Annotated in this window: 29 protein-coding genes and 1 riboswitch; of the genes, 16 read left to right on the top strand and 13 right to left on the bottom strand. The window is 72.2% G+C overall.

The genetic code is table 11. The annotated features are described in order from the left end of the window. Nucleotides 1-77 precede the first annotated feature (77 nt). Entirely contained in the window at nt 78-557 is a 480-nt protein-coding gene (locus O7614_RS26170) for a hypothetical protein (RefSeq protein WP_278141083.1), read from the bottom strand. Nucleotides 558-581: 24 nt separating this feature from the next. Then, nucleotides 582-923: an antibiotic biosynthesis monooxygenase gene (locus O7614_RS26175; RefSeq protein WP_278141084.1), complete on the bottom strand. Its 342-nt coding sequence runs from the start codon at nt 921-923 to the stop codon at nt 582-584. Between the two features lie 28 nt (nt 924-951). Here O7614_RS26175 and O7614_RS26180 point away from each other — a divergent pair, with 28 nt between their 5' ends. From O7614_RS26180 to O7614_RS26215, 8 genes are all read left to right on the top strand, one after another. Then, entirely contained in the window at nt 952-1,209 is a 258-nt protein-coding gene (locus O7614_RS26180; RefSeq protein WP_278141085.1) for a hypothetical protein, read from the top strand. Nucleotides 1,210-1,263: 54 nt separating this feature from the next. Continuing rightward, the gene (locus tag O7614_RS26185) at nt 1,264-2,208 is read left to right on the top strand and encodes a metal ABC transporter substrate-binding protein (protein ID WP_278141086.1); all 945 of its coding nucleotides are present in this window, start codon (nt 1,264-1,266) and stop codon (nt 2,206-2,208) included. Next, complete coding sequence (locus O7614_RS26190) at nt 2,205-2,966, top strand: metal ABC transporter ATP-binding protein (protein ID WP_278141087.1); 762 nt, start codon at nt 2,205-2,207, stop codon at nt 2,964-2,966. Before O7614_RS26185 ends, O7614_RS26190 begins: the two co-directional genes overlap by 4 nt. A 3-nt stretch (nt 2,967-2,969) precedes the next feature. Then, nucleotides 2,970-3,836 (top strand): metal ABC transporter permease, encoded by an 867-nt coding sequence (locus O7614_RS26195; protein ID WP_278141088.1) that lies wholly within the window; start codon nt 2,970-2,972, stop codon nt 3,834-3,836. Between the two features lie 43 nt (nt 3,837-3,879). After that, nucleotides 3,880-4,179, top strand: coding sequence for a metalloregulator ArsR/SmtB family transcription factor (locus O7614_RS26200; protein ID WP_141910753.1), 300 nt, complete (start codon nt 3,880-3,882; stop codon nt 4,177-4,179). Further along, on the top strand, nt 4,176-4,574 hold the full coding sequence (locus tag O7614_RS26205; protein WP_278141089.1) for a Fur family transcriptional regulator: 399 nt from the start codon (nt 4,176-4,178) through the stop codon (nt 4,572-4,574). The genes O7614_RS26200 and O7614_RS26205 overlap by 4 nt, the downstream gene beginning before the upstream one ends. Nucleotides 4,575-4,614: 40 nt before the next feature. Beyond that, nucleotides 4,615-5,223: a hypothetical protein gene (locus O7614_RS26210; protein ID WP_278141090.1), complete on the top strand. Its 609-nt coding sequence runs from the start codon at nt 4,615-4,617 to the stop codon at nt 5,221-5,223. A gap of 211 nt (nt 5,224-5,434) precedes the next feature. Further along, nucleotides 5,435-5,602, top strand: a complete 168-nt coding sequence (locus tag O7614_RS26215; protein WP_278141091.1) for a hypothetical protein — start codon at nt 5,435-5,437, stop codon at nt 5,600-5,602. Nucleotides 5,603-5,787: 185 nt separating this feature from the next. Here the strand turns inward: O7614_RS26215 and O7614_RS26220 are convergent, their stop codons facing one another. From O7614_RS26220 to O7614_RS26235, 4 genes are all read right to left on the bottom strand, one after another. Continuing rightward, nucleotides 5,788-7,785, bottom strand: coding sequence for an acyl-CoA dehydrogenase family protein (locus tag O7614_RS26220; RefSeq protein WP_278141092.1), 1,998 nt, complete (start codon nt 7,783-7,785; stop codon nt 5,788-5,790). 105 nt (nt 7,786-7,890) lie between these two features. Further along, the gene (locus O7614_RS26225) at nt 7,891-8,394 is read right to left on the bottom strand and encodes a DUF6328 family protein (RefSeq protein WP_278141093.1); all 504 of its coding nucleotides are present in this window, start codon (nt 8,392-8,394) and stop codon (nt 7,891-7,893) included. A 175-nt stretch (nt 8,395-8,569) separates the two neighbouring features. Next, nucleotides 8,570-9,319 (bottom strand): SIS domain-containing protein, encoded by a 750-nt coding sequence (locus tag O7614_RS26230; protein ID WP_278141094.1) that lies wholly within the window; start codon nt 9,317-9,319, stop codon nt 8,570-8,572. 153 nt (nt 9,320-9,472) lie between these two features. Beyond that, entirely contained in the window at nt 9,473-10,303 is an 831-nt protein-coding gene (locus O7614_RS26235) for an alpha/beta fold hydrolase (RefSeq protein WP_278141095.1), read from the bottom strand. 106 nt (nt 10,304-10,409) lie between these two features. Continuing rightward, nucleotides 10,410-10,514: riboswitch (TPP riboswitch) on the top strand. Nucleotides 10,515-10,589: 75 nt separating this feature from the next. Here O7614_RS26235 and O7614_RS26240 point away from each other — a divergent pair. The 5 genes from O7614_RS26240 (at nt 10,590) to O7614_RS26260 (ending at nt 15,867) form a co-directional block, all read left to right on the top strand. Beyond that, nucleotides 10,590-11,177, top strand: coding sequence for an ECF transporter S component (locus O7614_RS26240; protein ID WP_278141096.1), 588 nt, complete (start codon nt 10,590-10,592; stop codon nt 11,175-11,177). Nucleotides 11,178-11,279: 102 nt separating this feature from the next. Continuing rightward, complete coding sequence (locus O7614_RS26245; RefSeq protein WP_278141097.1) at nt 11,280-12,710, top strand: ABC transporter ATP-binding protein; 1,431 nt, start codon at nt 11,280-11,282, stop codon at nt 12,708-12,710. Continuing rightward, the gene (locus O7614_RS26250; protein ID WP_278141098.1) at nt 12,707-13,507 is read left to right on the top strand and encodes an energy-coupling factor transporter transmembrane component T; all 801 of its coding nucleotides are present in this window, start codon (nt 12,707-12,709) and stop codon (nt 13,505-13,507) included. The genes O7614_RS26245 and O7614_RS26250 overlap by 4 nt, the downstream gene beginning before the upstream one ends. A 126-nt stretch (nt 13,508-13,633) precedes the next feature. Beyond that, nucleotides 13,634-15,358, top strand: coding sequence for a PHP domain-containing protein (locus tag O7614_RS26255; protein WP_278141099.1), 1,725 nt, complete (start codon nt 13,634-13,636; stop codon nt 15,356-15,358). After that, nucleotides 15,355-15,867 (top strand): hypothetical protein, encoded by a 513-nt coding sequence (locus O7614_RS26260; RefSeq protein WP_278141100.1) that lies wholly within the window; start codon nt 15,355-15,357, stop codon nt 15,865-15,867. Before O7614_RS26255 ends, O7614_RS26260 begins: the two co-directional genes overlap by 4 nt. 82 nt (nt 15,868-15,949) lie before the next feature. Here the strand turns inward: O7614_RS26260 and O7614_RS26265 are convergent, their stop codons facing one another. Continuing rightward, nucleotides 15,950-16,204, bottom strand: coding sequence for a hypothetical protein (locus tag O7614_RS26265; RefSeq protein ID WP_278141101.1), 255 nt, complete (start codon nt 16,202-16,204; stop codon nt 15,950-15,952). Nucleotides 16,205-16,518: 314 nt separating this feature from the next. Here O7614_RS26265 and O7614_RS26270 point away from each other — a divergent pair, with 314 nt between their 5' ends. Continuing rightward, nucleotides 16,519-16,815, top strand: coding sequence for a thiamine-binding protein (locus O7614_RS26270; protein ID WP_278141102.1), 297 nt, complete (start codon nt 16,519-16,521; stop codon nt 16,813-16,815). Nucleotides 16,816-16,977: 162 nt separating this feature from the next. Continuing rightward, on the top strand, nt 16,978-18,420 hold the full coding sequence (gene gndA / locus O7614_RS26275) for an NADP-dependent phosphogluconate dehydrogenase (RefSeq protein WP_278141103.1): 1,443 nt from the start codon (nt 16,978-16,980) through the stop codon (nt 18,418-18,420). A gap of 183 nt (nt 18,421-18,603) precedes the next feature. On the opposite strand, the gene O7614_RS26280 is transcribed toward gndA, so the two are convergent. From O7614_RS26280 to recO, 5 genes are all read right to left on the bottom strand, one after another. After that, nucleotides 18,604-19,365, bottom strand: a complete 762-nt coding sequence (locus O7614_RS26280) for a pirin-like bicupin family protein (protein ID WP_278141104.1) — start codon at nt 19,363-19,365, stop codon at nt 18,604-18,606. Then, entirely contained in the window at nt 19,362-19,589 is a 228-nt protein-coding gene (locus O7614_RS26285; RefSeq protein ID WP_278141105.1) for a thioredoxin reductase, read from the bottom strand. Before O7614_RS26285 ends, O7614_RS26280 begins: the two co-directional genes overlap by 4 nt. 265 nt (nt 19,590-19,854) lie before the next feature. Further along, on the bottom strand, nt 19,855-20,040 hold the full coding sequence (locus O7614_RS26290; RefSeq protein ID WP_278141106.1) for a hypothetical protein: 186 nt from the start codon (nt 20,038-20,040) through the stop codon (nt 19,855-19,857). 66 nt (nt 20,041-20,106) lie between these two features. After that, complete coding sequence (locus tag O7614_RS26295; protein ID WP_278141107.1) at nt 20,107-20,922, bottom strand: isoprenyl transferase; 816 nt, start codon at nt 20,920-20,922, stop codon at nt 20,107-20,109. A gap of 4 nt (nt 20,923-20,926) precedes the next feature. Further along, the gene (gene recO / locus O7614_RS26300; RefSeq protein WP_278141108.1) at nt 20,927-21,793 is read right to left on the bottom strand and encodes a DNA repair protein RecO; all 867 of its coding nucleotides are present in this window, start codon (nt 21,791-21,793) and stop codon (nt 20,927-20,929) included. A 102-nt stretch (nt 21,794-21,895) separates the two neighbouring features. Between recO and O7614_RS26305 the strand changes: the two genes are divergently transcribed. Further along, entirely contained in the window at nt 21,896-22,702 is an 807-nt protein-coding gene (locus O7614_RS26305; protein ID WP_278141109.1) for a DUF4097 family beta strand repeat-containing protein, read from the top strand. On the opposite strand, the gene O7614_RS26310 is transcribed toward O7614_RS26305, so the two are convergent. Beyond that, a complete protein-coding gene (locus tag O7614_RS26310) occupies nt 22,689-23,837 on the bottom strand; it encodes an acyltransferase (RefSeq protein ID WP_278141110.1) in 1,149 nt (382 codons plus the stop codon). The genes O7614_RS26305 and O7614_RS26310 overlap by 14 nt on opposite strands. Nucleotides 23,838-23,888: the final 51 nt, after the last annotated feature.

The following is a 23,888-nucleotide window of genomic DNA, read 5'->3' on the forward strand; positions in this document are numbered from 1 at the left end:
GATGTGGATGGAACGGTCAGTTCGGGACCACGGTACGACCACCGCGGCCCTGAGCCCAGCAGAATACCGGGGGCGGGTCAGCTGACCCCGCAGACCTCCACGCCCCCGGTCTGCCCGTCCTGGCCGAGGCTGACCTGCTGCTGCTCCCGGTCGCCGCCGGCGAGCGTCACGTCGACCGGCACGGTCAGGCTGGTGGTGTCGACCTCACCCACCCGGAACGCCGCGACCTGTGGTTCGGCGGCGGCGCGACGCTCGAACTCGGGTCGGGACTCTCGCCGCTGCGCGTCGTCGCAGAGCTGGTCGTACGCCCGCCCGTAGTCCCGCTCGACAAGCGCCTGGTAGTAGTCGCCGGTCACGGTGCGGGCCTGCTCCCGGATCGCCTGCACGCCGCTGACGGCCAGGCCGACGACGGCGGTGCCGCCCCCGCCACAGCAGAGCACCAGGGCGAGCGCGCCGACGCCGAGGCCGAGCCAGAGCCGGGTGCGGCGGCCCTCGGTGGGCGGCGCGGCGAACGGCGGAGCCACCCCGGGTCCGGGTGGCGGAGCGGGTGCGGTCATAGGAGCAGCGTAGTGTCCGCCGGCTCAGCGGTAAGGACCCGCAGCCCGATCACTCTGGGCGACGACCACCGCTCCTCCGGGCGGCGCGATGGCCAGCGCCTCGTACGCGGAGGGCTCGTCGACCGACTCGGCGAGCAGCGGAACGGCGCTGACCTTGACTTCGAAGGCGCCCAGCGCCCGCCGGTAGGTGCCGACCGACTCCCACTCGGTGACCAGTGACCAGTAGCGGGGGTCGTCGAGCGCCCGGACCAGTTGACCGCGCAGGTAGCCGGGGCGGGCGGCCAGGGCGGTGAGGGCGGCGTGCGCCCGTTCGGTGAAGTCGTCGGCGGCATCGACGTCGACCACGAACCGGTTGGTCACCAGCACCGGGGTTCCTCCTCGTAGAGTCTGTGGGATGCAGCGTACGCAGCGCCCTCTGCTGGCCCGTTTGGCCGGGGCGAACCCGACGTCGGTGTTCCTGCTCACCCTGGTGGTGGTGCTGGTGGCGTTCTTCACGCCGGGGGTGATCGGCGGGCTGCTGACGCTGGCGCTCGCCGCGGTCCTGATCGCCCTGTTGGCGACGACCTGGGCGGTTCAGGCGCCGCGGACCCGGCTGATCCGCCTGCTGATGCTGACCCTGTTGGTGACGGTGGGCCTCGCGAAGCTGCTCTGACATGCACTCATGCGTTTTTGACAATCATTATCGTTGCCACGGACAGTTGAGGGCATGACCAACCGCGCCACGTACCGTGTCCTGGCCGCCGCGACCGCCCTGCTCGCCCTGGGCGCCGGGGCTGGCTGCTCCACCGGCGACGCCGCTGGCGCCGACCCGCAACGAGTCGACGTGGTGGCCGCGTTCTACCCGCTGCAGTTCCTGGCCGAGAAGATCGGCGGCGACGCGGTCCGGGTGACCAACTTGGCCAAGCCCGGCGCCGAGCCGCACGACCTGGAGCTCAACCCGAGCCAGGTCGGTGAGGTCAGCGACGCGGAGCTGATCGTCTACCTCAAGGGGTTCCAGCCGGCGGTGGACGACGCCGTCGCGCAGAACGGCGCTGACCGGGCCTTCGACGTGACGAGCGTGCAGCCGCTGCTGGACGCCTCCGCCGGCGGGCACGACCACGAGGGCGAGGAGGGGCACGCCGAGGAGAGCGGCGGCAAGGACCCGCACGTCTGGCTCGACCCGACCCGGCTGGCCGGCATCGGCGACCAGCTCGCCCAGCGGCTCGGCAAGGCCGACCCGGACCACTCCGCCGACTACACCGCCCGCGCCGCGGCGCTACGCGCCGACCTGACGACCCTGGACGGCGAGTTCAAGACCGGTCTGGCGACCTGCCAGCGGCGGGAGATCGTGACGAGTCATGCCGCGTTCGGCTACCTCGCCGACAGGTACCAGCTCGACCAGGTCGGTATCACCGGGCTGAGCCCGGACGTCGAGCCCTCGCCGCAGCGGCTCGCGCACGTGATCGAGGAGGCGAAGGAGCACCAGGCCACCACGATCTTCTTCGAGACCCTGGTCAGCCCGAAGGTCGCCGAGACCATCGCCGGTCAGGTCGGCGCGAAGACCGCCGTCCTGGACCCGATCGAAGGGCTCGCCGCCGGCGGCAACGGGGACTACCTTTCGGTGATGCGTACCAACCTGCAGACCCTGAAGACGGCCTTGAGCTGCTCGTGACCGCACCTGTCATCACCGTCGAGCACGGGGTGGTCGGCTACGACGGCCGCCCCGTACTCCGGGACGTCTCGTTCACCGTGGCCGCCGGCGAGGTCGTCGCGGTGCTCGGCGCCAACGGCTCCGGCAAGTCCACCCTGATCCGCGCCGTGCTCGGGCTGGTGCCGCTCAGCGCCGGCTCGGTCACCCTCTTCGACCGGCCGTTGCGCCGCTTCCGGCAGTGGGCCCGCATCGGGTACGTCCCGCAGCGTCTGGGCGCCGGTGGCGGCGTACCGGCCACCGTCCGCGAGGTGGTGGCCTCCGGCCGGCTGGCCCGCCGGGGGGTGCTCCGCCCACCAGGTCGAGCCGACCGCGCCGCCGTCGACGCCGCGCTGCTCGCGGTCGGGCTCGCCGACCGGGCCGGTGACCCGGTCGCCACGCTCTCCGGCGGCCAGCAGCAGCGCACCCTGATCGCCCGCGCCCTGGCCGGCAGACCGGAGCTGCTGGTCCTCGACGAGCCCACCGCCGGGGTGGACGCGGCCAGCCAGGAGGCGTTCGCCGGGGCGCTACGCGACTTCGTCGCCGACGGCGGGACGGTGCTGCTGGTCGCGCACGAGTTGGGTCCGCTGCGGCCGGTGATCAGTCGGGCCGTCGTCGTTCACGAGGGTCGCGTCGCGCACGACGGCGCGGTGCCGGACCCGGCCGGACACCACGCGGAGCCCGACCACGACCACGTGCATCCGCACTGTTACGACGAGCCCGCCGGGTTGTGGAGCAACTGACGCATGGAACTCTTCCAGTACCCCTACATGCAGCGCGCCCTGATCGGCGCTCTGGTGATCGGCCTGGCGGCGCCGGCGCTCGGCATCTACCTGGTGCAGCGCCGGCTGGCGTTGATCGGCGACGGTGTCGGGCACGTGGCGTTGACCGGCGTCGGGGCGGGCCTGCTGCTCAACCGCTCACCGGTGCTGGTCGCGGTGATCGCCGCCACCATCGGCGCGGTCGCCATCGAGATCGTCCGCGCCCGCGGGCGTACCTCCGGTGACCTGGCCCTGGCCCTGCTCTTCTACGGGGGCATCGCCGGTGGCGTACTCCTGGTGGGTCTCTCCGACGCGACCAGCGCGAACCTCAACGCCTACCTGTTCGGGTCGCTGACCACCATCTCGCCTGCCGACCTGGTCACCATCGCGGTGCTCGGCGCGGCGATCCTGGTCACCATGATCGCGCTGCGGCCGGCGCTCTTCGCGGTCAGCCACGACGAGGAGTACGCCCGGGTCTCCGGCCTCCCGGTCCGCACGCTGAACCTGCTGATCGCGGTCGCCACCGCGGTCACCGTGACCATCGCGATGCGGGCCGTCGGCGTGCTGTTGATCAGCGCGCTGATGGTGGTGCCGGTGGCCACCGCCCAGCAGGTCACCCGGGGGTTCCGCAGCACGATGGCCGCCGCCATGGCGCTCGGGCTCTTCGCCGCCGGCTCGGGGGTCTGGGTGGCGGCTACGGCGGACACCGCTCCGGGTGCCTCGGTGGTGTTGGTGGCGATCGCGTCCTTCCTGGTGGTGGCGGTGGCCGGCGGTGTGTGGCGGGTGCTGCGCCGCCGGGCGACACCGACCGCCGCACCAGCACCGGAACCGCACGAGGTCGTGCTGAGTTGAGCCTGATCAGCGGGACGTCGGTGGTATTGGTTACCGTTGCAAGATGACCAGCGTGACGGGTTACGACGGGTTCGACGGGGCCAGCGAGCTGCTCCGCGCCCTGTCCGCGCCGATCCGGCTGGCCATCGTCAGCGAATTGGCCGGCGGCGAGCGGTGCGTGCACGAGTTGGTGGAGAAGCTCGGTGCCGCGCAGCCGTTGGTCTCCCAGCACCTGCGGGTGCTGCGCGGCGCGGGAGTGGTGCGCGGCTCCCGCCGGGGCCGGGAGATCGCCTACAGCCTCGTCGACGAGCATGTCGCGCACATCGTGGCGGACGCGGTCAGCCATGCCGGGGAGGGATCATGAGCGAGAGCAACGCGGCAGTGCGCAACACGCGGCAGCGCTCGGCGGTGAGCGCGCTGCTGGGTGAGATGGAGGGCTTCCACAGCGCCCAGGACATGCATGCCATGCTGCGCCAGCGCGGTGAGCGGGTCGGCCTGACCACCGTCTACCGCACCCTGCAGGGGCTCGCCGACGCCGGCGAGATCGACGTGATGCGTCCTCCGGGTGGCGAACACCTCTACCGCCGGTGCAGCGATGGGCACCACCACCACCTCGTCTGTCGGGCCTGCGGGCGCACCGTCGAGGTGGCCGGCCCGGCGGTGGAGAGCTGGGCCGACCGGGTCGCCGCGCAGCACGGCTACGCCGACGTCAGCCACACCCTGGAGATCTTCGGCACCTGCCCGGCCTGCGCCCGCTGACGGGTGCCGGGGCGTCGCCGTTCGTGACACGCTGTCCGGCGTGAAAATCTATGCTGATCGGTTTCCGACCGCCGTCCGTCAGGTGCTCACCGACCTGCTCGTCGTCGCCTGGGTGTACGCGGCGATCCGGGGCGCGCTGTGGCTGCACGACCTGGTGCAGAAGCTCGCCGTACCGGGGCAGAAGCTGGAGGGCGCCGGCAGTGGCCTCGCCGACAACCTTGCCGACGCCGGCAGCAAGGTCCGTCGGGTCCCGCTGGTCGGTGACGAGCTGACCGCGCCCTTTCGACAGGCCGCCGACGCCGCCCGGGGGCTCGCCGACGCCGGCCGTGACCAGCAACACCTCGTCGACCAGCTCGCGCTCGCCCTCACCATCGCGGTGCTGATCTTCCCGCTCGGCCTGGTGCTCTTCGGTTGGCTGCCGCTGCGGGTGCGCTGGATGCGCCGGGCCGGGTCAGCCGCGAAGCTGGCCGCCGGGCCGGCCGGCCGGGACCTGCTCGCCCTACGGGCGCTGGCCACCCAGCCGTTGGGCCGGCTGACCCGGATCGCGCCGGATGTGGCCGAGGCGTGGCGGCGCGGCGACGACGACACGGTCGACGCCCTGGCCGCGTTGGAGCTGCGCCACCTGGGCCTGCGGGGCCGAAGCCGCTGAGGTCTTGCGCCCACAGGTCACGACCGCGCTCCCCTGGGCCGCCACCGGCCCGCCTGCCGCCGCCACCGCCCCGCCTTGCACCGCCCCGCCTGGCACCGCCCCGCCTGGCACCGCCACCGCGTCACTTGATCAAGGGACGCACTGTTGGTCGGCGGTGCGCGTCCGCTGCGCCGGCTCGGGCCGGTGCGGTCGGGGCGGCTAAGGTCTTCGGGTGTTCTACTTCCTCGTCGTCATCGCCGTTCTGCTGCTCGGCTACGCCGCCGTCCTGGTCGCCTTCCTGCGGCGGGGTAAGAAGATCCCGCCTGCGGCGTACCTGGCCCTGGCCGGGCTCAACGGCCTGATCCTGGCAGGTGTGCTGGCCTGGGCGGTAGCCCGCTGACCGCTGGCCTCCGCTGCCACTGGCCGCCGCCGCAGTCCACCCCCCGCTGCCACTGGCCGCCGCAGTCCACCGACGCTGCCCGCTGACCCGCCACGGCCGCACCGCCACCGCCGCACCGCCCTTCCGCAGGGCACCCACGGTGATCCACTCCACGTCGGCGACGTAGGGGTATCGAGGCTGCGGGGTTACGGCTTCGGTGGGATGCGGCGGCGGACGTCGTCGGCGGTGGACGGGCCGGGCGTCCAGCGGGCCACCCAGGGCAGCTCGTCGGACGGGGTGATCACACCCTCCTCCAGGCCGGCGTAACGGCCGGCGAGGATCCGCTTCGCGGCGGCGGTGTCGACCGAGTCGGTGTTGTCCCAGAGCGCGGCGAACAGGGCATCGACCCGCACCCGTGCCTGCCGGCAGAACAGGTCGGCCAGCTCGACGTTCTCCGGTCGGGTGTCCCGTTCGGCGGAGGCCCGGACACAGACCGCGGACATCGCGAACAGCTCGGCGCCGATGTCCACCACACGCCCGAGGAACGCCTGCTTGCGCTCCATCTTTCCCTGCCAGCGTGACATCGCGTAGAACGTCGACCTCGCCAGCTTGCGGGACGACCGCTCCACCTGCCGCAGGTGCGCGGCGAGCGGCCCGAACTCGGCGTACGCCGAGGGGCTCTGTCCCCGGCCCACGGCGAGCGTGGGCAGCCACTTCGCGTAGAAGGCCCCGGCGCGGGCGCCGGCTCTGGCCTTGCGGCCCAATCCCGCGTCCGGGTCGATGATGTCGCCGGCCACCGACAGGTGGGCGTCGACCGCCTCCCGGGCGATCAGCAGGTGCATGATCTCGGTGGAGCCCTCGAAGATCCGGTTGATCCGCAGGTCGCGCAGCATCTGTTCGACGGCGGCCGGGCGTTCGCCCCGGGCGGCCAGCGAGTCGGCTGTCTCGTAGCCGCGCCCGCCCCGGATCTGGATCAGCTCGTCGGCGATCTTCCAGGCCATCTCGCTGGCGTACAGCTTGACCAGCGCCGCCTCGATCCGGATGTCGTTACGGTCGTCGTCGGCGAGCAGGCAGCAGAGGTCGAGCATGGTCTCCATGCCGTAGGTGGTGGCGGCGATGAACGAGAGCTTCTGCGCGACCGCCTCGTGCTCGCCCACCGGCCGACCCCACTGGACCCGGTCGGCGGCCCAGCCCCGGGCCACGTTCAGCGCCCACTTGCCGGCGCCCACGCACATCGCCGGCAGTGAGAGCCGGCCGGTGTTCAGCGTGGTCAGGGCGATCTTCAGCCCCTTGCCCTCGCCTCCGATCACGTTCTCGGCGGGGACGAACACGTCGTGGAACCGGGTGAGGCTGTTCTCCAGGCCGCGCAGGCCGATGAACTCGTTGCGCCGCTCGACGGTGATGCCCTCGCTGTCACCCTCCACCACGAACGCGGTGATCCCGCCCCGACGCCCCTCGGTGGCCGGCACCCGGGCCATCACCACCAGCAGCGTGGCCACGATGCCGTTGGTAGCCCAGAGCTTCACCCCGTTGAGCCGGTAGCCGGTGCCGTCCTCGGTCGGCTCGGCGGTGGTGGCCAGCCGGGCCGGGTCGGAGCCGACATCCGGCTCGGTGAGCAGGAACGCGGACACCTCACCGGCCGCGAGGCGGGGCAGGAAGCGTTGCTTCTGCTCGGCGGTGCCGAACATCTTCAGCGGCTGCGGCACACCGATCGACTGGTGTGCCGAGAGCAGCGCGCCGATCGCCGGGCTGACCGAGCCGGCAAGCATCAGCGCCCGGCAGTAGTGCAGGTTGCTCAGGCCGAGCCCGCCGTACTTCTGGTCGATCTTCATGCCGAACGCCCCGAGGTCGGCCAGGCCGTGGAACACCGAATCTGGAATGGAGCCGTCTCGTTCGACGGCCGCGCCGTCCACCTCGGAGGCCAGGAAGGTGCGGAACCGCCCGAGGAACTCCTCGGCGCGCGCGACGTCCGCCGGGTCGGACCGGGGCCAGGGGTCGATCAGATCGAGCCGGAACCGGCCGAGGAACAGCTCCTTGCCGAAGCTGGGTCGGTCCCAGGTGGACTCGCGGGCGGCCTCGGCGACCTGCCGGGCCTCCTTCTCGGAGACCTGCCCGGCTTCCGCGGGCAGTGCGGCGGCGGCACCGGCGGTGGCTTCGGAGTCGGGGCCGTCCGGTGCCGGTCGGCCGTTCTGCGTCGTGGTCACGGCTGCCCCCTCGAAGCTCGGTGCGGCTGCGTCGACGTGCGCGACTACCCGCCACGCTACCCCCGGTTGTTACCCAGGGGTAGCGCTGCGTGCAGATCGGCGGGCTCAGCGGCCGATGGTCGTGTCCGGGTCGTCGTCATCGTCGTCGATGTCGTCCTCGCCCCAGTTGCGCCGGGCGAACGGCAGGGCCACCCAGAACGTGAGGAACCAGATTCCGGCCAGGGCGCTGAGCACGAAGGCGATCGGCCGGTCCAGCACGAAGTCGGTGATCAGCAGCACCGCGCTGACCATCGCGATCAGCATGAAGGCCAGGCCGCCGGTGGCCATCCGGTGCGCGAACCGCACCAACTCCGGCTTACGTCCCTGCCGGAACAGCGCCCGGTGGAACGCCACCGGCGAGATGATCAGTGCGGTGGCGGCCGCCGCCGCGAGCAACGCCACGATGTAGACGTCACGCTGGAACTCGGTGGTCTCGCTGAACCCGCTACTGAACGGCAGAGTGAGCAGGAAGGCGAAGAGGATCTGCACGCCGGTCTGGGCGACCCGCAACTCCTGCAGCAGGTCGGCGAAGTTGCGCTGCCAGCGCTGCTTCTCGGTCTCCTTCGACACGCGCTACCTCCGGTGAGACGCTACTGCCGGCGGTCCCGGCCGCCGGCAGCAACGCCAATGCCCCACCCGGCCGAGCGCGAAACAGGTTCACGACACCTGCCGTTCATCTCGGGGACGCATTCGGCCCCGGCGGCCGGGCGAGGCACCGGCGACGGGCCCAGGACCGGCGCCGGCCTCAGGACCCGCGCCGGATCCGACCCGCGTACCGAGCTTCCAGCTCCGTGTTGTGCGCGTCGCCATCCGGGATGTTCGCCGACAGGTAGACCGGCGGTCGATCCCCCGTCGCCAGCAACCGCGCCACCACCTCCACGGTGACCTGCTGGGCCAGCAGGGCGGCGGTGATCGAGGAAACCGCACCGACCGCGCCACCGCCCGGCAGCGGGAGTGTCGCGTCACCGTACGGCGCACCGTTGTCGAGCACCACGTCGGCGAGGTCGCCCAGCTTACGGCCGGACGGATGGCGGGAGGTCATCCGGCCGGAGTGCTGCACCGAGGTGATCGCCACCAGCCCGTGGCCGCGTTCCTTGACCAGTGTGGCGAACTCCACCATCGCGCCGTTGACCCCGGAGTTCGAGGCGAGCACGAAGACGTCGGTGGGCCGCACCGGGGCCAACTCGTAGAGGCGGTGCGCCACACCCGGGTCCCGTTCCAGCATCGGACCGAGCCGGTCGGCCGGTTCGCCACCGAGCAGCACCAGGTCGCGCAGCGCGATCCGGTTGGTCGGCACCAGGCCACCCGCCCGTCCGGCGATCTCCATGGCCAGGGCCTCCGAGTGCCCCGTGCCGAACGCGTGCACCACCCCGTCGGCGCGTACGGCCTCGGCGACCAGGTCCGCGGCCCGGCCCACCGCCTCCCGCTGACTGGCGGCCACCCGCCCGATCGTCTCGGTCACCACGGCCAGGTAGTCCTCGGCACTCACCGTCATGCGTCCTCCGTCGTCCGGTTGCGGGCCAACCAGTCAACCGCGCCCCCCGCCGAGCATGTCGACCAGGGTGCGCCCGGCCAGCGCCGGTTCGGCGGCCGGCCCGGGCACGCCGACCAGGCGCCGGCCGTCCGGCCCGGTGCCGTCCAGCGCCACTCAGGCCGTTCCGCCGGCTCGGGCCAGGATCGCCTCGGCGAGCGCACCCGGTGCCGCGTCCGGAATCCAGTGACTGACGCCGGCCAACTGCACGAAGCGGAAGTCCCCGGTGACGTTCGCCGCGCACGCCTCGGCGGCGGTCCGGCCGATCGCGACGTCCCGGTCACTCCACACGTACGTGGTGGGCACCGCCACCGGGCCGACGGCGGCCAGGTCGGCGCGGGACATCGCCCGGTACCAGTTCAGCGCGGCGGTGAGCGCCCCCGGCTCACGCATCGGGTCGGCGTAGCGGTCCACCCGGGACCGGTCGCCGACCCCGCCGAGCAGTTTCCGCAGCGCGGTGGCGTGCCAGGCCAGCAGCACCTTCTCCGCCTTGTCCGGCTTACGGAACAACGCGATGTACGACGACCGGGCCTTCTGCTGACTGTCGTTGGCCAGCGCGTACGCCATGGCCGCCGGATGCGGCACGGAGACCGCGGTCAGGGTGCGGACCCGCTCGGCGTGCCGGGCGGCGACCGCCCAGGCCACGACCGCGCCCCAGTCGTGCCCGACCAGGTGGACGGCGTCCAGGTCGAGGGCGTCGAGCACGGCCACCACGTCGGCGACCAGCTCGGGAATCCGGTAGTCGGCCACCGCCGTGGGCCGCGCCCCCGGCGAGTAACCGCGCTGGTCCAGCGCGTACGTGCGCAGCCCGGCCGCGTGCAGCGCCGGCACGACGTCGTCCCACTCACCGCTGTGCTGCGGAAAACCGTGCAGCAGCAGAACGGGTACGCCGTCCGGCGGACCACCGACGGTTACCTCGAACGTGAAGCCTCGCGCGTCGATCCGCATGATCGGAAGCCTACCCAGCCGACGCCGGACCGACCGTCCGCCGCAGGTCAGCGGAGCCCTGCTGGGTCGGCGGCCCCGGTCGGTGTTAGCGTCAGCGAGACAACTTCACATCCGACAGGGGAGCGCACAGCGCTGAGAGTGCGGGCACGCCCGCAGACCCTCGAACCTGATCTGGGTAATGCCAGCGCAGGGAGTTCGGTCGACCTCCAGCCGCGCCGCAGTCCGGTGCCACCGGGCGCGGCGTGCGTCTTCTCCTGGTTCTCTCTTCGTGAACTGGGAGCACAGCATGGACAACACCACCAACCGTTGGCGGACCATCGACATCGTGGTCGCCTCGGTGATCGCTGTCGCCTTCGGCGTCATCTTCTGGGCGTGGGGCCTGGTGTGGAGCGCCACCGAGGGCGCGTTCGCCTTCTTCCCGCCGGCGCAGGCGCTGCTCTACGGCGTCTGGCTGATGCCGGCCGTGCTCGGCGGTCTGGTCATCCGCAAGCCCGGCGCCGCGCTCTACTGCGAGACGGTCGCCGCCGTGCTCTCCGCGCTGCTGGGCAGCCAGTGGGCCGGCACGGTGATCCCGCAGGGCATCGTGCAGGGCGTCGGCGCGGAGCTGGCGTTCGCCGCCTTCCGGTACCGGTCGTTCCGGCTGCCGACCGCGCTGCTGGCCGGCGCGCTGACCGGTCTCAGCGCCGCGCTGTTCGACTTCTTCGTCTGGAACGTCGAGACCGAGCTGACCGGCTACCGAATCCCGTACGCGTTGATCACCATCGTCAGCGCCACCGTGGTCGCCGGTGCCGGCGGCTGGCTGCTGACCAAGGCCCTGGCCAACACCGGTGTCCTGGACCGCTTCCCGGCGGGCCGGGACCGCGCCCTGATCTGACCCCGCAATGGTGTTGATCAAGAGGTTTGCGTCAGGAGACCAGCCTCCGTCGACGCAAACTTCTTGATCAACAAGGCGGGCTGGGTGGGAGGGGGTGGGTTGGTGGGCGGGGTACTGCTGCGGGGGTTCGGGTGGCGGCACGCCGGACGGCGAGCCTGGGCTCTGCGCGGGGTTGACCTGCGGGTGGAGGCCGGGGAGCGGGTTCTGCTGCTCGGGCCGTCGGGAGCCGGTAAGAGCACCCTGCTCAGCGCACTCGCCGGGCTGCTGCCGGAGGACTCCGGCGAGCAGGAGGGCACCGTCGAGATCGACGGGCTCGACCCGCGCAAGGGTCGGGAGCGGGTCGGCATCGTCTTCCAGGACCCGGAAACCCAACTGGTGATGGCCCGCTGCGGCGACGACGTCGCGTTCGGGCTGGAGAACCGGGGAGTGCCGGACGACGAGATCTGGCCCCGGGTGGACGAGGCGCTGCACCGGGTCGGCTTCCCATACCCCCGCGGCCGCCACACCGCCGCGCTCTCCGGCGGGGAGCAGCAACGCCTCGCCCTGGCCGGCGCGCTGGCCCTGCGCCCGGCGCTGTTGCTGCTCGACGAGCCGACCGCCAACCTCGACCCGGCCGGCGCGAGTCTGGTCCGGCAGGCCGTGACCCGCGCGCTGGACGCCGACACCACGCTGATCCTGGTCGAGCACCGGGTCGCCGAGGCGCTGCCGCTGGTCGACCGGGTGGTCGTCCTGGAGCCGGGTGGCGGCGTCCGCGCGGACGGCACGCCGGAGGCGGTCTTCGCCGCGCACGGCGCCGCCCTGGCCGCCGAAGGCGTGTGGGTGCCGGGTCACCCCATCGCGCCCCGCCCGGCCGCCGCCGGCCCCGGGGAGCTGTTGCTCACCGCCGACCGGCTCGGCCTGCCGCCCCGGCTGGCCTCCACCGACCTGGGGGTACGCGCCGGCGAGGCACTCGCCGTCCGCGGCCCCAACGGTGCCGGCAAGTCCACGCTGGCGCTGCTGCTCGGCGGGCTGCTCCGACCGGGCACCGGGCGGGTCACGGCGTCCGCCGAGTTGGCCGGCGCGGACCACCGCACTCCCCCGCACCGCTGGCGTGCTACCGCCCTGGCCCGGCGGATCGGGTCGGTCTTCCAGGACCCGGAGCACCAGTTCGTCACCAGCACGGTCTTCGACGAGCTGGCGCTCGGCCCGCGCCGGACCGGTCAACCCGAGGCATCCGTCAAGGAGACCGTGGCCGGGCTGCTGGAACGGCTGCGGCTGGCCCGACTCGCCGCCGCCAACCCGTACACCCTCTCGGGTGGTGAGGCGCGGCGGCTGAGTGTGGCGACGGCCCTGGCCACCGCGCCACGCCTGCTGATCTGCGACGAACCCACCTTCGGCCAGGACCGGCGGACCTGGCGGGAGCTGGTCGACCTCTTCGCCGACCTGCGCGACGCCGGGCACGGCGTGGTAGCGGTCACCCACGACGCGGACTTCGTCGCCGCGCTCGCCGACCGCACCGTCACCCTGCACCCGGCCCCGGACGGCGACCGATGATCAGCATCGAGCCGATCGCCGCGCCCGACGCGCCGTTGGCCCGCCGCAACCCGGTGGCGAAGGTCGCCGCCGCACTGGTCTTCTCGTTCACCCTGCTGGCGACCCTGGACCCGGTGGCCCCGGCGATCGCCATCGCCGTCGAGTTGGCCGTGCTGCCGTTCTTCGGCATCCGCTACCGGGTGCTGGCCCGGCGGGCCTGGCCGTTGCTGCTCAGTGCCGCCGGCATCCTGGTCACCCTGGTGCTGTTCGCCGCCGACCGGTCCGGCCGGGTCCTGCTGGACGCGGGCCCGGTGCTGGTGAGCACCGGTGTGCTGCTCACCGCGCTCGGCCTGGTGCTGCGGGTGTTCGCGGTGGCGCTGCCCGGTGTGATCGTCTTCGCGACCACCGACCCCACCGACCTGGCCGACGCGCTGATCCAGAATGCGAAGGCGCCGGCCCGATTCGCCATCGGGGCGTTGGCCGCGTTCCGGCTGGTGCCGCTGCTCGGTCAGGAGTGGCAGATGATCAGCATGGCCCGGCGGGCGCGCGGCGTCGACGCCGGTCGCAACCCGGTGGTGAAGTTGCGCCTGTTCGCCTCCACCGCGTTCGCGCTGCTGGTGGGGGCGATCCGTCGAGGCACCCGGCTGGCGGTCGCAATGGACGCGCGCGGCTTCGACGCCGGCACACCACGGACCGTCGCCCGCCGGCAGCACTTCGTCCTCGCCGACGGGCTGCTCATCGTCGCGGCGGTCGCGTTGGCGGGTGCCGCCCTGACGGCGAGCGTGCTGCTCGGCACCTTCCGCCCGCTGATCGGCTGATCCCGGACCCGCACTGCCCATGCGCCTGCGGCGAAGCATCGTCGGAGTCGCATGTTCGCATGTCCGCCGTATCAGGGACACTCGGCGTTCCCCTGGCCGGACGAGATTGTTTCGCGGACAAATCTCATGATCCGACTGGAGCAGTCAATGGGCCACGGCCACGCGTATCACCACGATCACGACGTCGTCGGGGGCGGGGGTCTGCCACCGGCGCTCGACCAGTCCGTCCCGGACACCGAGCTGGCACCCGCCGACCTCAGCCGGCGCGGCTTCCTCCGCAACGCCGGTCTGCTCGGTGCCGGCGCCGCCACCACCGTGCTCGCCGCAGGAACGCCCGCGTTCGCGACCGGCAAGGACCACGACCACGACCACGGCCCGGGTGGCGACCACGGCAGCACCGGCGAGTTCCAGTGGCTGGCCGGCGACCACCACATCCACACCCAGTACAGCTCCGACGCCATGTACCGGGTCATCGACCAGGCCCAGCACGCCAAGGCGTACGGCCTGGACTGGATGGTCGTCACCGACCACGGCAGCGTCGCCCACGCCAAGATCGGCGTGGACAAGGTGAACCCGGACATCGTCGCCGCCCGCGCCCAGCTCAAGGACCTGCTGATCTACCAGGGCCTGGAGTGGAACATCCCGGCCGCCGAGCACGCCACCGTCTTCGTCCACCCGGGACGCAACGAGGTCGCCGTCCTCAAGGAGTTCGAGAACGCCTTCGACGGCAGCGTCAAGAACGCTGGTGACAACACCCCGGCCAACGAGGCACTCGCCATCGCCGGCATCAAGTTCCTTGGTGAGGCGGTTCGCAAGCGCCGCGTCGAGGGCGCGCTGTTCCTGGCGAACCACCCGGCCCGGCGGGGCATCGACTCTCCGCACGAGATCCGCGCCTGGCGCGACGCCGACCCGAGCGTGGCGATCGGCATGGAGGGCGCTCCCGGCCACCAGGCCGCCGGACTGCCCGGTGGCGGCCGTGCCCGTGGCTACTACGACAACAACCCGTCCCCCTCCTCGTTCCCCGGCTACCCGCTGGAGAGCTACCGCACCTGGGGCGGGTTCGACTGGATGACCTCCACCGTCGGTGGGCTCTGGGACAGCCTGCTCGCCGAGGGCCGGGCCTGGTGGATCAGCGCCAACTCCGACTCGCACGTCAACTACCTGACCACCTCCCAGCGAGGGCCGGACGGCAACTTCGACCTCAACGGCAAGCACAACGACCCGGTGTACGGCCCGCTGAACACCACCGCCGGCGACTACTGGCCCGGCCAGTACAGCCGTACCCACGTCGGAGCGAGTTCGTTCAGCTACCGCGCCGTCATGGACGCCCTGCGGGCCGGCCGGGTGTGGGTGGACCACGCCGGTCTGATCAAGGCCCTCGACGTCCGGGCCCGGGTCGCCGGTGACCGGCGCCGGGAATCGGGTACGCCGCTCGGTGGTGTGCTGCGGGTCAAGCGCGGCACGCGCGTCGAGGTGACGATCGACATCGACCTGGCGGACACCCCGAACTGGTCGCAGTTCGTGCCGGTGCTCAGTCGGGTCGACGTGATCGCCGGCAAGGTGACCGGCGCGGTCGCCGACAAGGACGCCTTCACCGCCCCCGACACGAAGGTGGTGAAGTCCTTCGAGGTCGCCAAGGGCACCGGCAAGGTCTCCTTCACCTACTCTTTCGGCCGGGTGGACGAGCCGTTCTACCTGCGGGTCCGGGGCACGGACGGCAAGCGCAGCCAGCCGGGTCTGATGGGCGCGGGAGTCGACCCGTTCGGCCCCGCGCTGGACGTCACCGGCGCCGCGGACCCGTGGGAGGACCTGTGGTTCTACGCCAACCCGATCTGGGTGCTGCCGCTGTGATTCTGGGCCTCAGCCTGGGACATCGGACGGTGCGGGAGGCCGAGCACTGGCTGACCGACCAGTTCGGCTCACTCGACCTGCCGGACCTGGTGGCCTGCACGCACCTGGTCACCGCGCCGTACCCGCACGTGGCGCTCAGCCTCGCCGTTCCGGTGGCGACGGACCGGCTGGCCGGGCTGCCCACCACCCCGCCGGAACTGCGGGCAGCCGCCGACCGGTCGGCGGCCGAACACGCGGCCCGCAGGTCCGGTCGGGCGGTGCTCTACCCCGGCGTCGCGCGGATGGTCGGCACGCTGACCGTCGGAGAGGTGGTCGACGTGAGCGCCATCGAGCGGGTCGTGCTGCTCGGCGGGGCGACGGCGGCGCCCGAGGTGCCGCTGGACACCCGGGGTTACGTCCGGCCGCAGTGGCGCGACGGTCATCTGGTGCTGGTGGCGATGCCGCACCACTCGGGGGGTGTCGCCCCGTTCGAGGTGCCCGACCCCACACCCTGCTGCGCCGATCACTGAAGCCGGCGTGCGGTCCGGCGCCGTGGGCGACGAACCGCACACCGGGGGCGGCGGTGGATCATCCGACCGCCTGGTTCACCGGTCAGCTCCGCCGGAAGGCGTACCGGCGGGGCTGACCGGCCCGCTGGCTGCCGCGCCCGGCGGCGGACCTGCCGTAGGTGATCGGCGGACCGGCCTTCGGCGGTGCCGGCCGGACCTGCGGCTCAGCGCCCGCGATGGGCAACGGCGGCACCGCAGGCAGGACCACCACCTGGTCCAGGTTGGCGGGCGTCAGATCCTCGACGCTGGGCGCGGCTTCCGCGGTACGGGACTTCTTCGGGTTTCGCCTGGTGGGCATCCTGGCCTCCTTGTCGGCGAGCGCTCGGCCGGCGCACGACGACCGGGGCGGTCGTGGCGCACCGACGACGGCGCGGTCGCGGCTGAACGAGGACCGGGCTGGAGATCACCCGGTCCTGGCGGACGGATCGGACCCGGATCGACCACGACGGCCGCCGTCGTAGCGACGGTGGCGAAGAATGCGGACGCCCGGGAGCGCACGGACCGCAGCCTGGGGCTGCGTGCCGGCTCGGAAGTGGGGCGTCAGTTACGCATGTCCGTACCCTAGCCACCGCCCGACCGACGCGCAGCCGTTTTTACTGGCACGATCGACCCATGCTGATCGCGTTCTCGATCACCCCGCTCGGCGGTGACGAATCCGTGGGCGACCTGGTCGCCGAGGCGGTGCGGGTGGTCCGGGCGTCCGGCCTGCCCAACCGGACCGATGCCATGTTCACCACCGTCGAGGGCGAGTGGGACGAAGTGATGGCGGTGGTGAAGCGGGCGGTCGACGTCGTCGCCGCGCGGGCGCCCCGGGTGAGCGTGGTGCTCAAGGCCGACGTCCGGCCCGGGGTCACCGACGCGCTCACCGGGAAGGTCGCCCGGATCGAGGCCCGCCTCGCCGAGGGTTGACCGGCCGCGCCGGCCGCCACCACCATCGGCAACCCGGCCGCCACCACCGTCGGCGTCTTTGCCGCCACCCCGAGTATCAGAGGGTGGATCACTGGTCCCGGATCGGCCCACATCGCGATAGGTTCGAAACGCCAATAGCAGTGACGAGAGGTGGCGGCACGGATGGCTGAGCAGGCGAGGGCACAGATCGGTGTGACCGGGTTGGCGGTGATGGGTCGCAACGTGGCCCGCAACCTGGCCCGCAACGGCTTCACGGTGGCGGTGCACAACCGGTCGCCGGAGCGCACCCGCAGCCTGGTCGCGGAGCACGGCGACGAGGGCACCTTCGTGCCGGGCGAGACGATGGCCGACTTCGTGGCGTCACTGGAACGACCGCGCGCGGTCATCGTCATGGTCAAGGCCGGTGCGCCCACCGACGCGGTGATCGACGAGTTGGTGCCGCTGCTGGAGGAGGGCGACATCATCGTCGACTGCGGCAACGCCCACTTCGCCGACACCCGCCGCCGGGAGGAGGCGCTGCGCGCGCAGGGGCTGCACTTCAGCGGCACCGGCGTCTCCGGTGGTGAGGAGGGTGCGCTGCTCGGTCCGAGCATCATGCCGGGCGGCTCCGCCGAGTCGTACGCCAAGCTCGGGCCCATGTTCGAGAAGATCGCCGCGCAGGTGGACGGTGTCCCGTGCTGCATGCACGTCGGGCCGGACGGCGCCGGGCACTTCGTCAAGATGGTGCACAACGGCATCGAGTACGCCGACATGCAGCTCATCGCCGAGGCGTACGACCTGCTGCGGGCCGGTCTGGGCGCGGAGCCGGCGGAGATCGCGGAGATCTTCCGCGACTGGAACAACGGCGAGCTGGAGTCGTTCCTCATCGAGATCACCGCCGATGTGCTCGCACACACCGACGCGGCGACCGGGCGGGCGTTCGTGGACATCGTGCAGGACCGGGCCGAGCAGAAGGGCACCGGCCGGTGGACCGTGCAGAGCGCCCTAGACCTGGGCATACCGATCACCGGGATCGCCGAGGCGACCTTCGCCCGCTCGCTGTCCGGGCACGTCGACCAGCGGGAGGCGGCCCGCCGGGCGTTCCCGGACGCGGGTGAGAAGTGGCAGGTCACCGACCGGGACGCGTTCGTCGAGGACGTCCGCCGGGCGCTGCTCGCTTCCAAGATCGTCGCGTACGCGCAGGGCTTCGACCACATCCGGGCCGGCAGCCAGGAGTACGACTGGGACATCGACCTCGGTGGCACGGCGACGATCTGGCGGGGCGGCTGCATCATCCGGGCCCGCTTCCTCGACCGCATCCGCGAGGCGTACGACCAGCAGCCCGACCTGCCGACCCTGCTGGTGGCACCGTATTTCGCCGAGGCCGTCGCGGCCGGCGTGCCGAGCTGGCGACGGGTGGTGGGTGACGCGACCCGGGCCGGTGTGCCGACGCCCGCGTTCTCGTCGTCACTGGCGTACTTCGACGCGCTACGCGCCGAGCGGTTGCCCGCCGCGCTGATCCAGGGCCTGCGGGACAACTTCGGCGCACACACCTACCAGCGGGTGGACCGGGACGGCTCGTTCCACACCACCTGGGCCGCCGACCGCACCGAGTCCCCGGCGTAACAAACCCACCGCCAACGGCCCACCGCCCCCCGGCCCCGGCCCCGGCCCCGGCCCCGGCCCCGGCCCCGGCCCCGGCATGATCGTGCTCGATCCATGATGTAGTGGCCCCCCCTTGCGCGGAGGCCACTACATCCATGTTCGAGCAGGATCACGCGAGACGACGGGTGGGCGCGCGGGCACCCGTCAGCTGATCGTCGCGTGCATCTCCCAGACGAGGATCTCGGCCGGTTCGTCGGCGGTGACCCGTCGGCCGCCGGTCATGGTCAGCCGGGCCGCGTCGCCGGTGCCCAGTGGCCCGCTGCCCTCCAGGGTGACCGTGCCGTTGGGCACGTACAGGTGCACGAAGGGCGCGTCGGGGATGGTGACCTCGTCGCCGGGGGCGAGTCGGGCAGCGTGCAGCGTCGCGTACCGGTTGCGGATCCGGATCGCGGACGCGCCGTCGTAGCGTTCCATCCCGGAGGCGATCGGCACCAGGCCGCCGCGCAGCAGCTCGTCCTCGATCTCCAACTGCTCGTAGCCGGGGTCGACACCCTGCTCGTCGGGGAGCACCCACATCTGCACGAAGTGGACCGGGTCGCTGTGCGGCTCCTGGTTGTCGAGCCGCCAGGCGTCGTTCTTCTCCGAGTGCAGGATGCCGGTGCCGGCGCTCATCCGCTGCGCCAGCCCCGGGTAGATCACCCCGGAGTGCCCGGTGGAGTCCTGGTGCACCAGCGAGCCACGGAGCACCCAGGTGACGATCTCCATGTCCTGGTGCGGGTGGGTTTCGAAGCCGGCACCCGGTCGAACCACGTCGTCGTTGTTGACCAGCAGCACACCGTGGTGGGTGTTGGCCGGGTCGTAGTGCCGGGAGAACGAGAACGAGTGGTGGGAGTCCAGCCAGGAGATCCGGGTGGTGAAGCGGTCCGCGCCACGACGGACGTCGACCGCGGGGGCCGGAGCGGTCACCAGGCACGCTGCCCGGCGTCAGGGGTCGACGGCGCCCAGGTCAGGGCCGGCTCTCCGGAGGCCAGCTCGGCGATCTCGCCGGAACGGAGCTGCGGTGTGTGGCCGAACTCGGCGCAGTGCTGCTCGGCGATCTCGGCACAGATGTCGGCCACCTGCTCGCAGATCGGGTCACCCAGATCGGCCGCGTTCAACGCCATGATCATCTTGAACCGGAGATCCCGCATGCGCACTCCAACCGCCGTCGGCCCGCCCTCTCCGGACCCTACCCGCCGCCAATCCCCACCATCCGGCGAAACCCCCACCCCAACCCCACCCCCGAGCGCGCCGATCATGGAGTTGTGGTGGTGAACAGAAGTCGCGAAAGCACCTGAAAAGGCCACCACAACTCCATGATCGACTGGGTCATGGGCGGGTGGGCGGGTGGGCGGGTGGGTGGCACGTGGCACGGCGCCGCCCGCGGGATCGCGGGCGGCGCCGGGGAGATCGGGCTCAGAAGAAGCGGCGGCGCTTGGCCTTCTGGGGGCGGATCAGGTCGGCGCCCTTGGTCAGCAACCGGGTCGCCCCGGAGGGACCACGCCGGGCCTCCAAGCTGTGGCTGAGCTTGCGCGCGCCGGCAGCCGCCAGCGGCACGGCGATCGCCATCACCGCCCACTGGGCAATGCGCTTCTGGATCATGTGGGTTCACCTCCGTCAGTGGCTTCTGACGTCACTGATACCCAGAGTGACGTGCGGGTAAGCGCGTCAGCCCAGAACCGGGGCGACCGGATTGGGCAGCGCGCCACCGAAGCGCCGGTCCCGCTGCGCGTACAGCTCGCACGCGTACCAGAGGTGGCGGCGGTCGAAGTCGGGCCAGAGCGTGTCCAGGAAGACCAACTCGGCGTACGCGGTCTGCCAGAGCAGGAAGTTGGAGATCCGCTCCTCCCCGGAGGGGCGCAGGAACAGGTCCACCTCGGGAATCTCCGGGTGGTACAGGTACTTCGCGACGGTCTTCTCGGTGACCTTCGCCGGGTCCAGCCGGCCGGCCGCCACGTCCCGCGCGATCGCGGCGGCGGCGTCGCCGATCTCGGCCTGCCCGCCGTAGTTGACGCAGAACTGCAGGGTCAGCGTCGAGTTGCCCTGCGACATCTCCTCGGCGGTCTGCAGTTCGGAGATGACGCTCTTCCACAACCGCCCGGGTCGACCCGACCAGACCACCCGGACTCCGAGGTCGACCAGCTGGTCACGGCGGCGACGGATCACGTCCCGGTTGAAGCCCATCAGGAACCGGACCTCGTCCGGCGAGCGCCGCCAGTTCTCGGTCGAGAACGCGTACGCCGACAGGTAGGGGATGCCCATCTCGATGGCACCCTCGATGGTGTCGAAGAGGCTGTGCTCCCCCGCCTCGTGCCCCTTGGTGCGGGGCAGTCCGCGGTCCTTGGCCCACCGACCGTTGCCGTCCATCACCACCGCCACGTGCCTCGGCACCGCCTCAACGGGCAGCGCCGGCGGCCGGGCGCCGGACGGGTGTGGGGTCGGGGGCGTCGGCTCGCGCCGGCTGGCCTTCTTCGATCGGATCACTCGGTCACTCCCTGTTCGCACCGTCCGCCCCGGCCTCGACGTCGCCGCGTGGCCGGAGCACCACGACCCCGGTGCCCTCCGGCGGCGAGGCCGCGCCGACCGCCGAGGGACCCCGGTCGACCAGCGGCAGCGAGCGTAGCGCGCGCTCCAGGTGCCACTGCAGGTGAGCCGCGACCAGCCCACTGCACTCCCGGCGTACCCCGGTGTCGGTGGCGTCGGCGAGCACCCAGTCGCCGGTGGTCAGCGCGGACATCAGGTCGATGGTGGCCGGCGCGGGGTGGGCCGCGCCGGGTGGTCGACAGTCCGGGCAGACCGCCCCGCCGGCGGGCACGGAGAACGCCCGGTGCCGACCCGGGGTGCCGCAGACCGCGCAGGCGATCAGTGCCGGCGCCCAACCCGCGAGGGCCATCCCCCGCAGCAGGTACGCGTCGAGAACCAGGGTGGTGGCGTGCTCGCCCCGGGACAGCGCCTTCAGCGCGCCCAGGGTGAGCTGGAACAGCCGCAGCGACGGCTCCCGCTCCACCGGGGTCAACCGCTCGGCGGTCTCGGCGATCGCACTGGCCGCCGTGTAGCGCGGGTAGTCCCCCAGGAACCGTTTGCCGTACAGGTCGATGCCCTCGACCTGGCTGACGGTGTGCAGAGAACTGCCGTGGTTGCCCTTCGGATCACCGGCGAGCTGAAGGTCGACGTGGCCGAACGGTTCCAGCCGTGCGCCGAACTTGCTGGTGGTGCGGCGGACCCCTCGGGCCACCGCGCGCAGCCGGCCATGTCGACGGGTGAGCAGGGTGATGATCCGGTCGGACTCGCCGAGTTTCTGCACACGCAACACCACCGCGTCGTCGCGGTAGAGCTGTCGGCGGTACCCGGCCATCGGGCCATTCTCCCTCGGGGTGGGAAATCAGGGTTGGTTCGGGGTGGAGGCGCGGATGAACCCCGATGCGCGTGGCTCGTCAGCGGTCGTAGCGTGCTGAGCATGGCAATGCAACCGACCACCGGCGGTCTCCGTCGTCGCGCCGCCGCCCCCGTCGCCCTGGGGCTGGCAACCACCCTCATCGTGCTTGCCGGGTGTGACAACCTGGCCATGCGTCGGCTCGACTACGACGACACCGAGCCGGTGAAGATCACCTCGATCCGGGTGCTGCCGGGGGCCGGCGACGTGATCGTCCGGGGCACCGGCACGGCGGCGGAGGCGCGGATCAAGCGGGTGGTGCGCTACCAGGGCGGCGAGCCCCGGGCCCGGTACGAGATCAAGGGCAGCGAGCTGGTGCTGGACACCGACTGCGGCGACCGGTGCAGCGTCTCCTACGAGGTGACCGTGCCGGAGGGCGTGACCCTGCAGGGCGAGTCCGGCTCCGGTGACGTCGAGCTGAGCCGGGTCGGCACGGTGGATCTGCGGCTGGGCTCCGGCGACGTACGGGTCGTCGGCGCGTCCGGCGCGGTCGGAGTCGAGACCGGCTCGGGCAACATCGACGTGAGCGAGGTGAGCGGGGCCGTACGCCTGCGTGCCGGATCCGGCGACATCACCGCACGGCGGCTCGGTGGCACGACGGACGCCGAAGCCGGCTCCGGCAATGTCACCGTCGAGCTGGACAAACCGGCCGCCGCGCGGGCGCACGCGTCCAGCGGCGACGTGATGTTGCTGGTGCCGCCGGGCAGCTACCGGGTGCGCTCCGGCGCGGGGTCCGGTGACGCCCGGGTCACCGTCGCCGACGACCCGGCCGCGTCCCTGGTGCTCGACGGTTCAGCCGGCAGCGGCAACGTGACGATCAGCCAGCGTTGACGTCGACCGTGGTCGGCTCACCGGCCGACGACCGCTGGGCCGGCACCACGGCCCGGTCGAGGACGCGCCCGGGCGGCCGAGCACCGGGGCGGGCGCTCGGCCGCGCAGCGTCGGGGGCGGGCACCTCGGCCGATCGCCTCGGACCACCGGGGATCAACTCCGGGCGGCGGCGGGCGGCGACGTCCTCGACCCAGCCGACGGCCAGGGTGACCAACCCGACCAGCGCGAAGACCAGCAACACCCGGATGGCCAGCCCCACCGGATCCCGGTGGGACCAACCCACCACGTCGACCAGCGGGGTGAGCGCCACCACGAACGGCATGTGCCAGAGATAGATGGTGAGCGCCCGCCGGTTGACCACGGTCACCGCCCGGTCGGCCAGCCGGCGTCGACTCAGCCAGGCCACCCCCGAGGGAGCCCGACCCAGGACGACCAGGATGAACGCGGCCGACCAGAGGGCGTTGCCCAGGTGGTTGTCGTTCAGGTCGTACCCCCGTGACCCGGGATGCCCCACGATCCAGGCGCCGCCGCCCACCGCGAGGGCGAGGGCCACCGGGTACAGCACCCGGCCGGAGAGCCGGCGCAGCATCCCGGCATGGTGGGCGAAGCCCAGCATCCACGCTCCGAAGTAGAGCCCGAACTCGCGCAGCACCGGTGGCGCGGGGTAGATCCCCGCCTCGATCGCCACCAGGAGGAGGTACGGGGCGAGCAGGGTGGGCAGCGGGGCACGTCGGAACAGCCAGTACGCGACAGGTGAGGCGAGCACGAACCACAGGTAGTCGCGCAGGTACCAGATGACGCTCAGTGCCAGCGCACCCCAGTTGTTGGCCGGCGGGTCGGCGATCGGGAACAGCCACAGCAGCACCCGGGGGCTCACCGGCATCCCGGTGAGCAGCATGGCGGGCACGAAGACCGCCGCGAGCACCCACAGCGACGGGAGTAGCCGGCGCAGTCGACGCCCGACCGCCGCCGGTCCGGAACGGGTCAGCGACGCGGCCATCAACGAACCGGCCAGCGCGAACATCACCGACATGGCGGGGAAGACGAGGGTGAGGGTCGCCCAGCCCGTGACGTGGTAGACGACCACTCGGACGATGGCCAGGAAACGGAGCAGATCAAGGTACCTGTTGCGCATCAGCCTGCATCTCGGTCGGGGACGCCGGGCGTCTTTCCCCTACCCTGCGCG

It is taken from the genome of Micromonospora sp. WMMD961 (assembly GCF_029626145.1).
In the GTDB taxonomy this organism is placed as follows: domain Bacteria; phylum Actinomycetota; class Actinomycetes; order Mycobacteriales; family Micromonosporaceae; genus Micromonospora.

What these genes read in the sequence shown, in the direction of transcription:
- O7614_RS26170 (WP_278141083.1), bottom strand. Translation starts at nt 557, where the DNA reads ATGACCGCACCCGCTCCGCCACCCGGACCCGGGGTGGCTCCGCCGTTC.
- O7614_RS26180 (WP_278141085.1), top strand. Translation starts at nt 952, where the DNA reads ATGCAGCGTACGCAGCGCCCTCTGCTGGCCCGTTTGGCCGGGGCGAAC.
- O7614_RS26185 (WP_278141086.1), top strand. Translation starts at nt 1,264, where the DNA reads ATGACCAACCGCGCCACGTACCGTGTCCTGGCCGCCGCGACCGCCCTG.
- O7614_RS26195 (WP_278141088.1), top strand. Translation starts at nt 2,970, where the DNA reads ATGGAACTCTTCCAGTACCCCTACATGCAGCGCGCCCTGATCGGCGCT.
- O7614_RS26200 (WP_141910753.1), top strand. Translation starts at nt 3,880, where the DNA reads ATGACCAGCGTGACGGGTTACGACGGGTTCGACGGGGCCAGCGAGCTG.
- O7614_RS26205 (WP_278141089.1), top strand. Translation starts at nt 4,176, where the DNA reads ATGAGCGAGAGCAACGCGGCAGTGCGCAACACGCGGCAGCGCTCGGCG.
- O7614_RS26230 (WP_278141094.1), bottom strand. Translation starts at nt 9,319, where the DNA reads ATGACGGTGAGTGCCGAGGACTACCTGGCCGTGGTGACCGAGACGATC.
- O7614_RS26235 (WP_278141095.1), bottom strand. Translation starts at nt 10,303, where the DNA reads ATGCGGATCGACGCGCGAGGCTTCACGTTCGAGGTAACCGTCGGTGGT.
- O7614_RS26240 (WP_278141096.1), top strand. Translation starts at nt 10,590, where the DNA reads ATGGACAACACCACCAACCGTTGGCGGACCATCGACATCGTGGTCGCC.
- O7614_RS26250 (WP_278141098.1), top strand. Translation starts at nt 12,707, where the DNA reads ATGATCAGCATCGAGCCGATCGCCGCGCCCGACGCGCCGTTGGCCCGC.
- O7614_RS26255 (WP_278141099.1), top strand. Translation starts at nt 13,634, where the DNA reads ATGATCCGACTGGAGCAGTCAATGGGCCACGGCCACGCGTATCACCAC.
- O7614_RS26265 (WP_278141101.1), bottom strand. Translation starts at nt 16,204, where the DNA reads ATGCCCACCAGGCGAAACCCGAAGAAGTCCCGTACCGCGGAAGCCGCG.
- O7614_RS26270 (WP_278141102.1), top strand. Translation starts at nt 16,519, where the DNA reads ATGCTGATCGCGTTCTCGATCACCCCGCTCGGCGGTGACGAATCCGTG.
- gndA (WP_278141103.1), top strand. Translation starts at nt 16,978, where the DNA reads ATGGCTGAGCAGGCGAGGGCACAGATCGGTGTGACCGGGTTGGCGGTG.
- O7614_RS26285 (WP_278141105.1), bottom strand. Translation starts at nt 19,589, where the DNA reads ATGCGGGATCTCCGGTTCAAGATGATCATGGCGTTGAACGCGGCCGAT.
- O7614_RS26290 (WP_278141106.1), bottom strand. Translation starts at nt 20,040, where the DNA reads ATGATCCAGAAGCGCATTGCCCAGTGGGCGGTGATGGCGATCGCCGTG.
- recO (WP_278141108.1), bottom strand. Translation starts at nt 21,793, where the DNA reads ATGGCCGGGTACCGCCGACAGCTCTACCGCGACGACGCGGTGGTGTTG.
- O7614_RS26305 (WP_278141109.1), top strand. Translation starts at nt 21,896, where the DNA reads ATGGCAATGCAACCGACCACCGGCGGTCTCCGTCGTCGCGCCGCCGCC.
- O7614_RS26310 (WP_278141110.1), bottom strand. Translation starts at nt 23,837, where the DNA reads ATGCGCAACAGGTACCTTGATCTGCTCCGTTTCCTGGCCATCGTCCGA.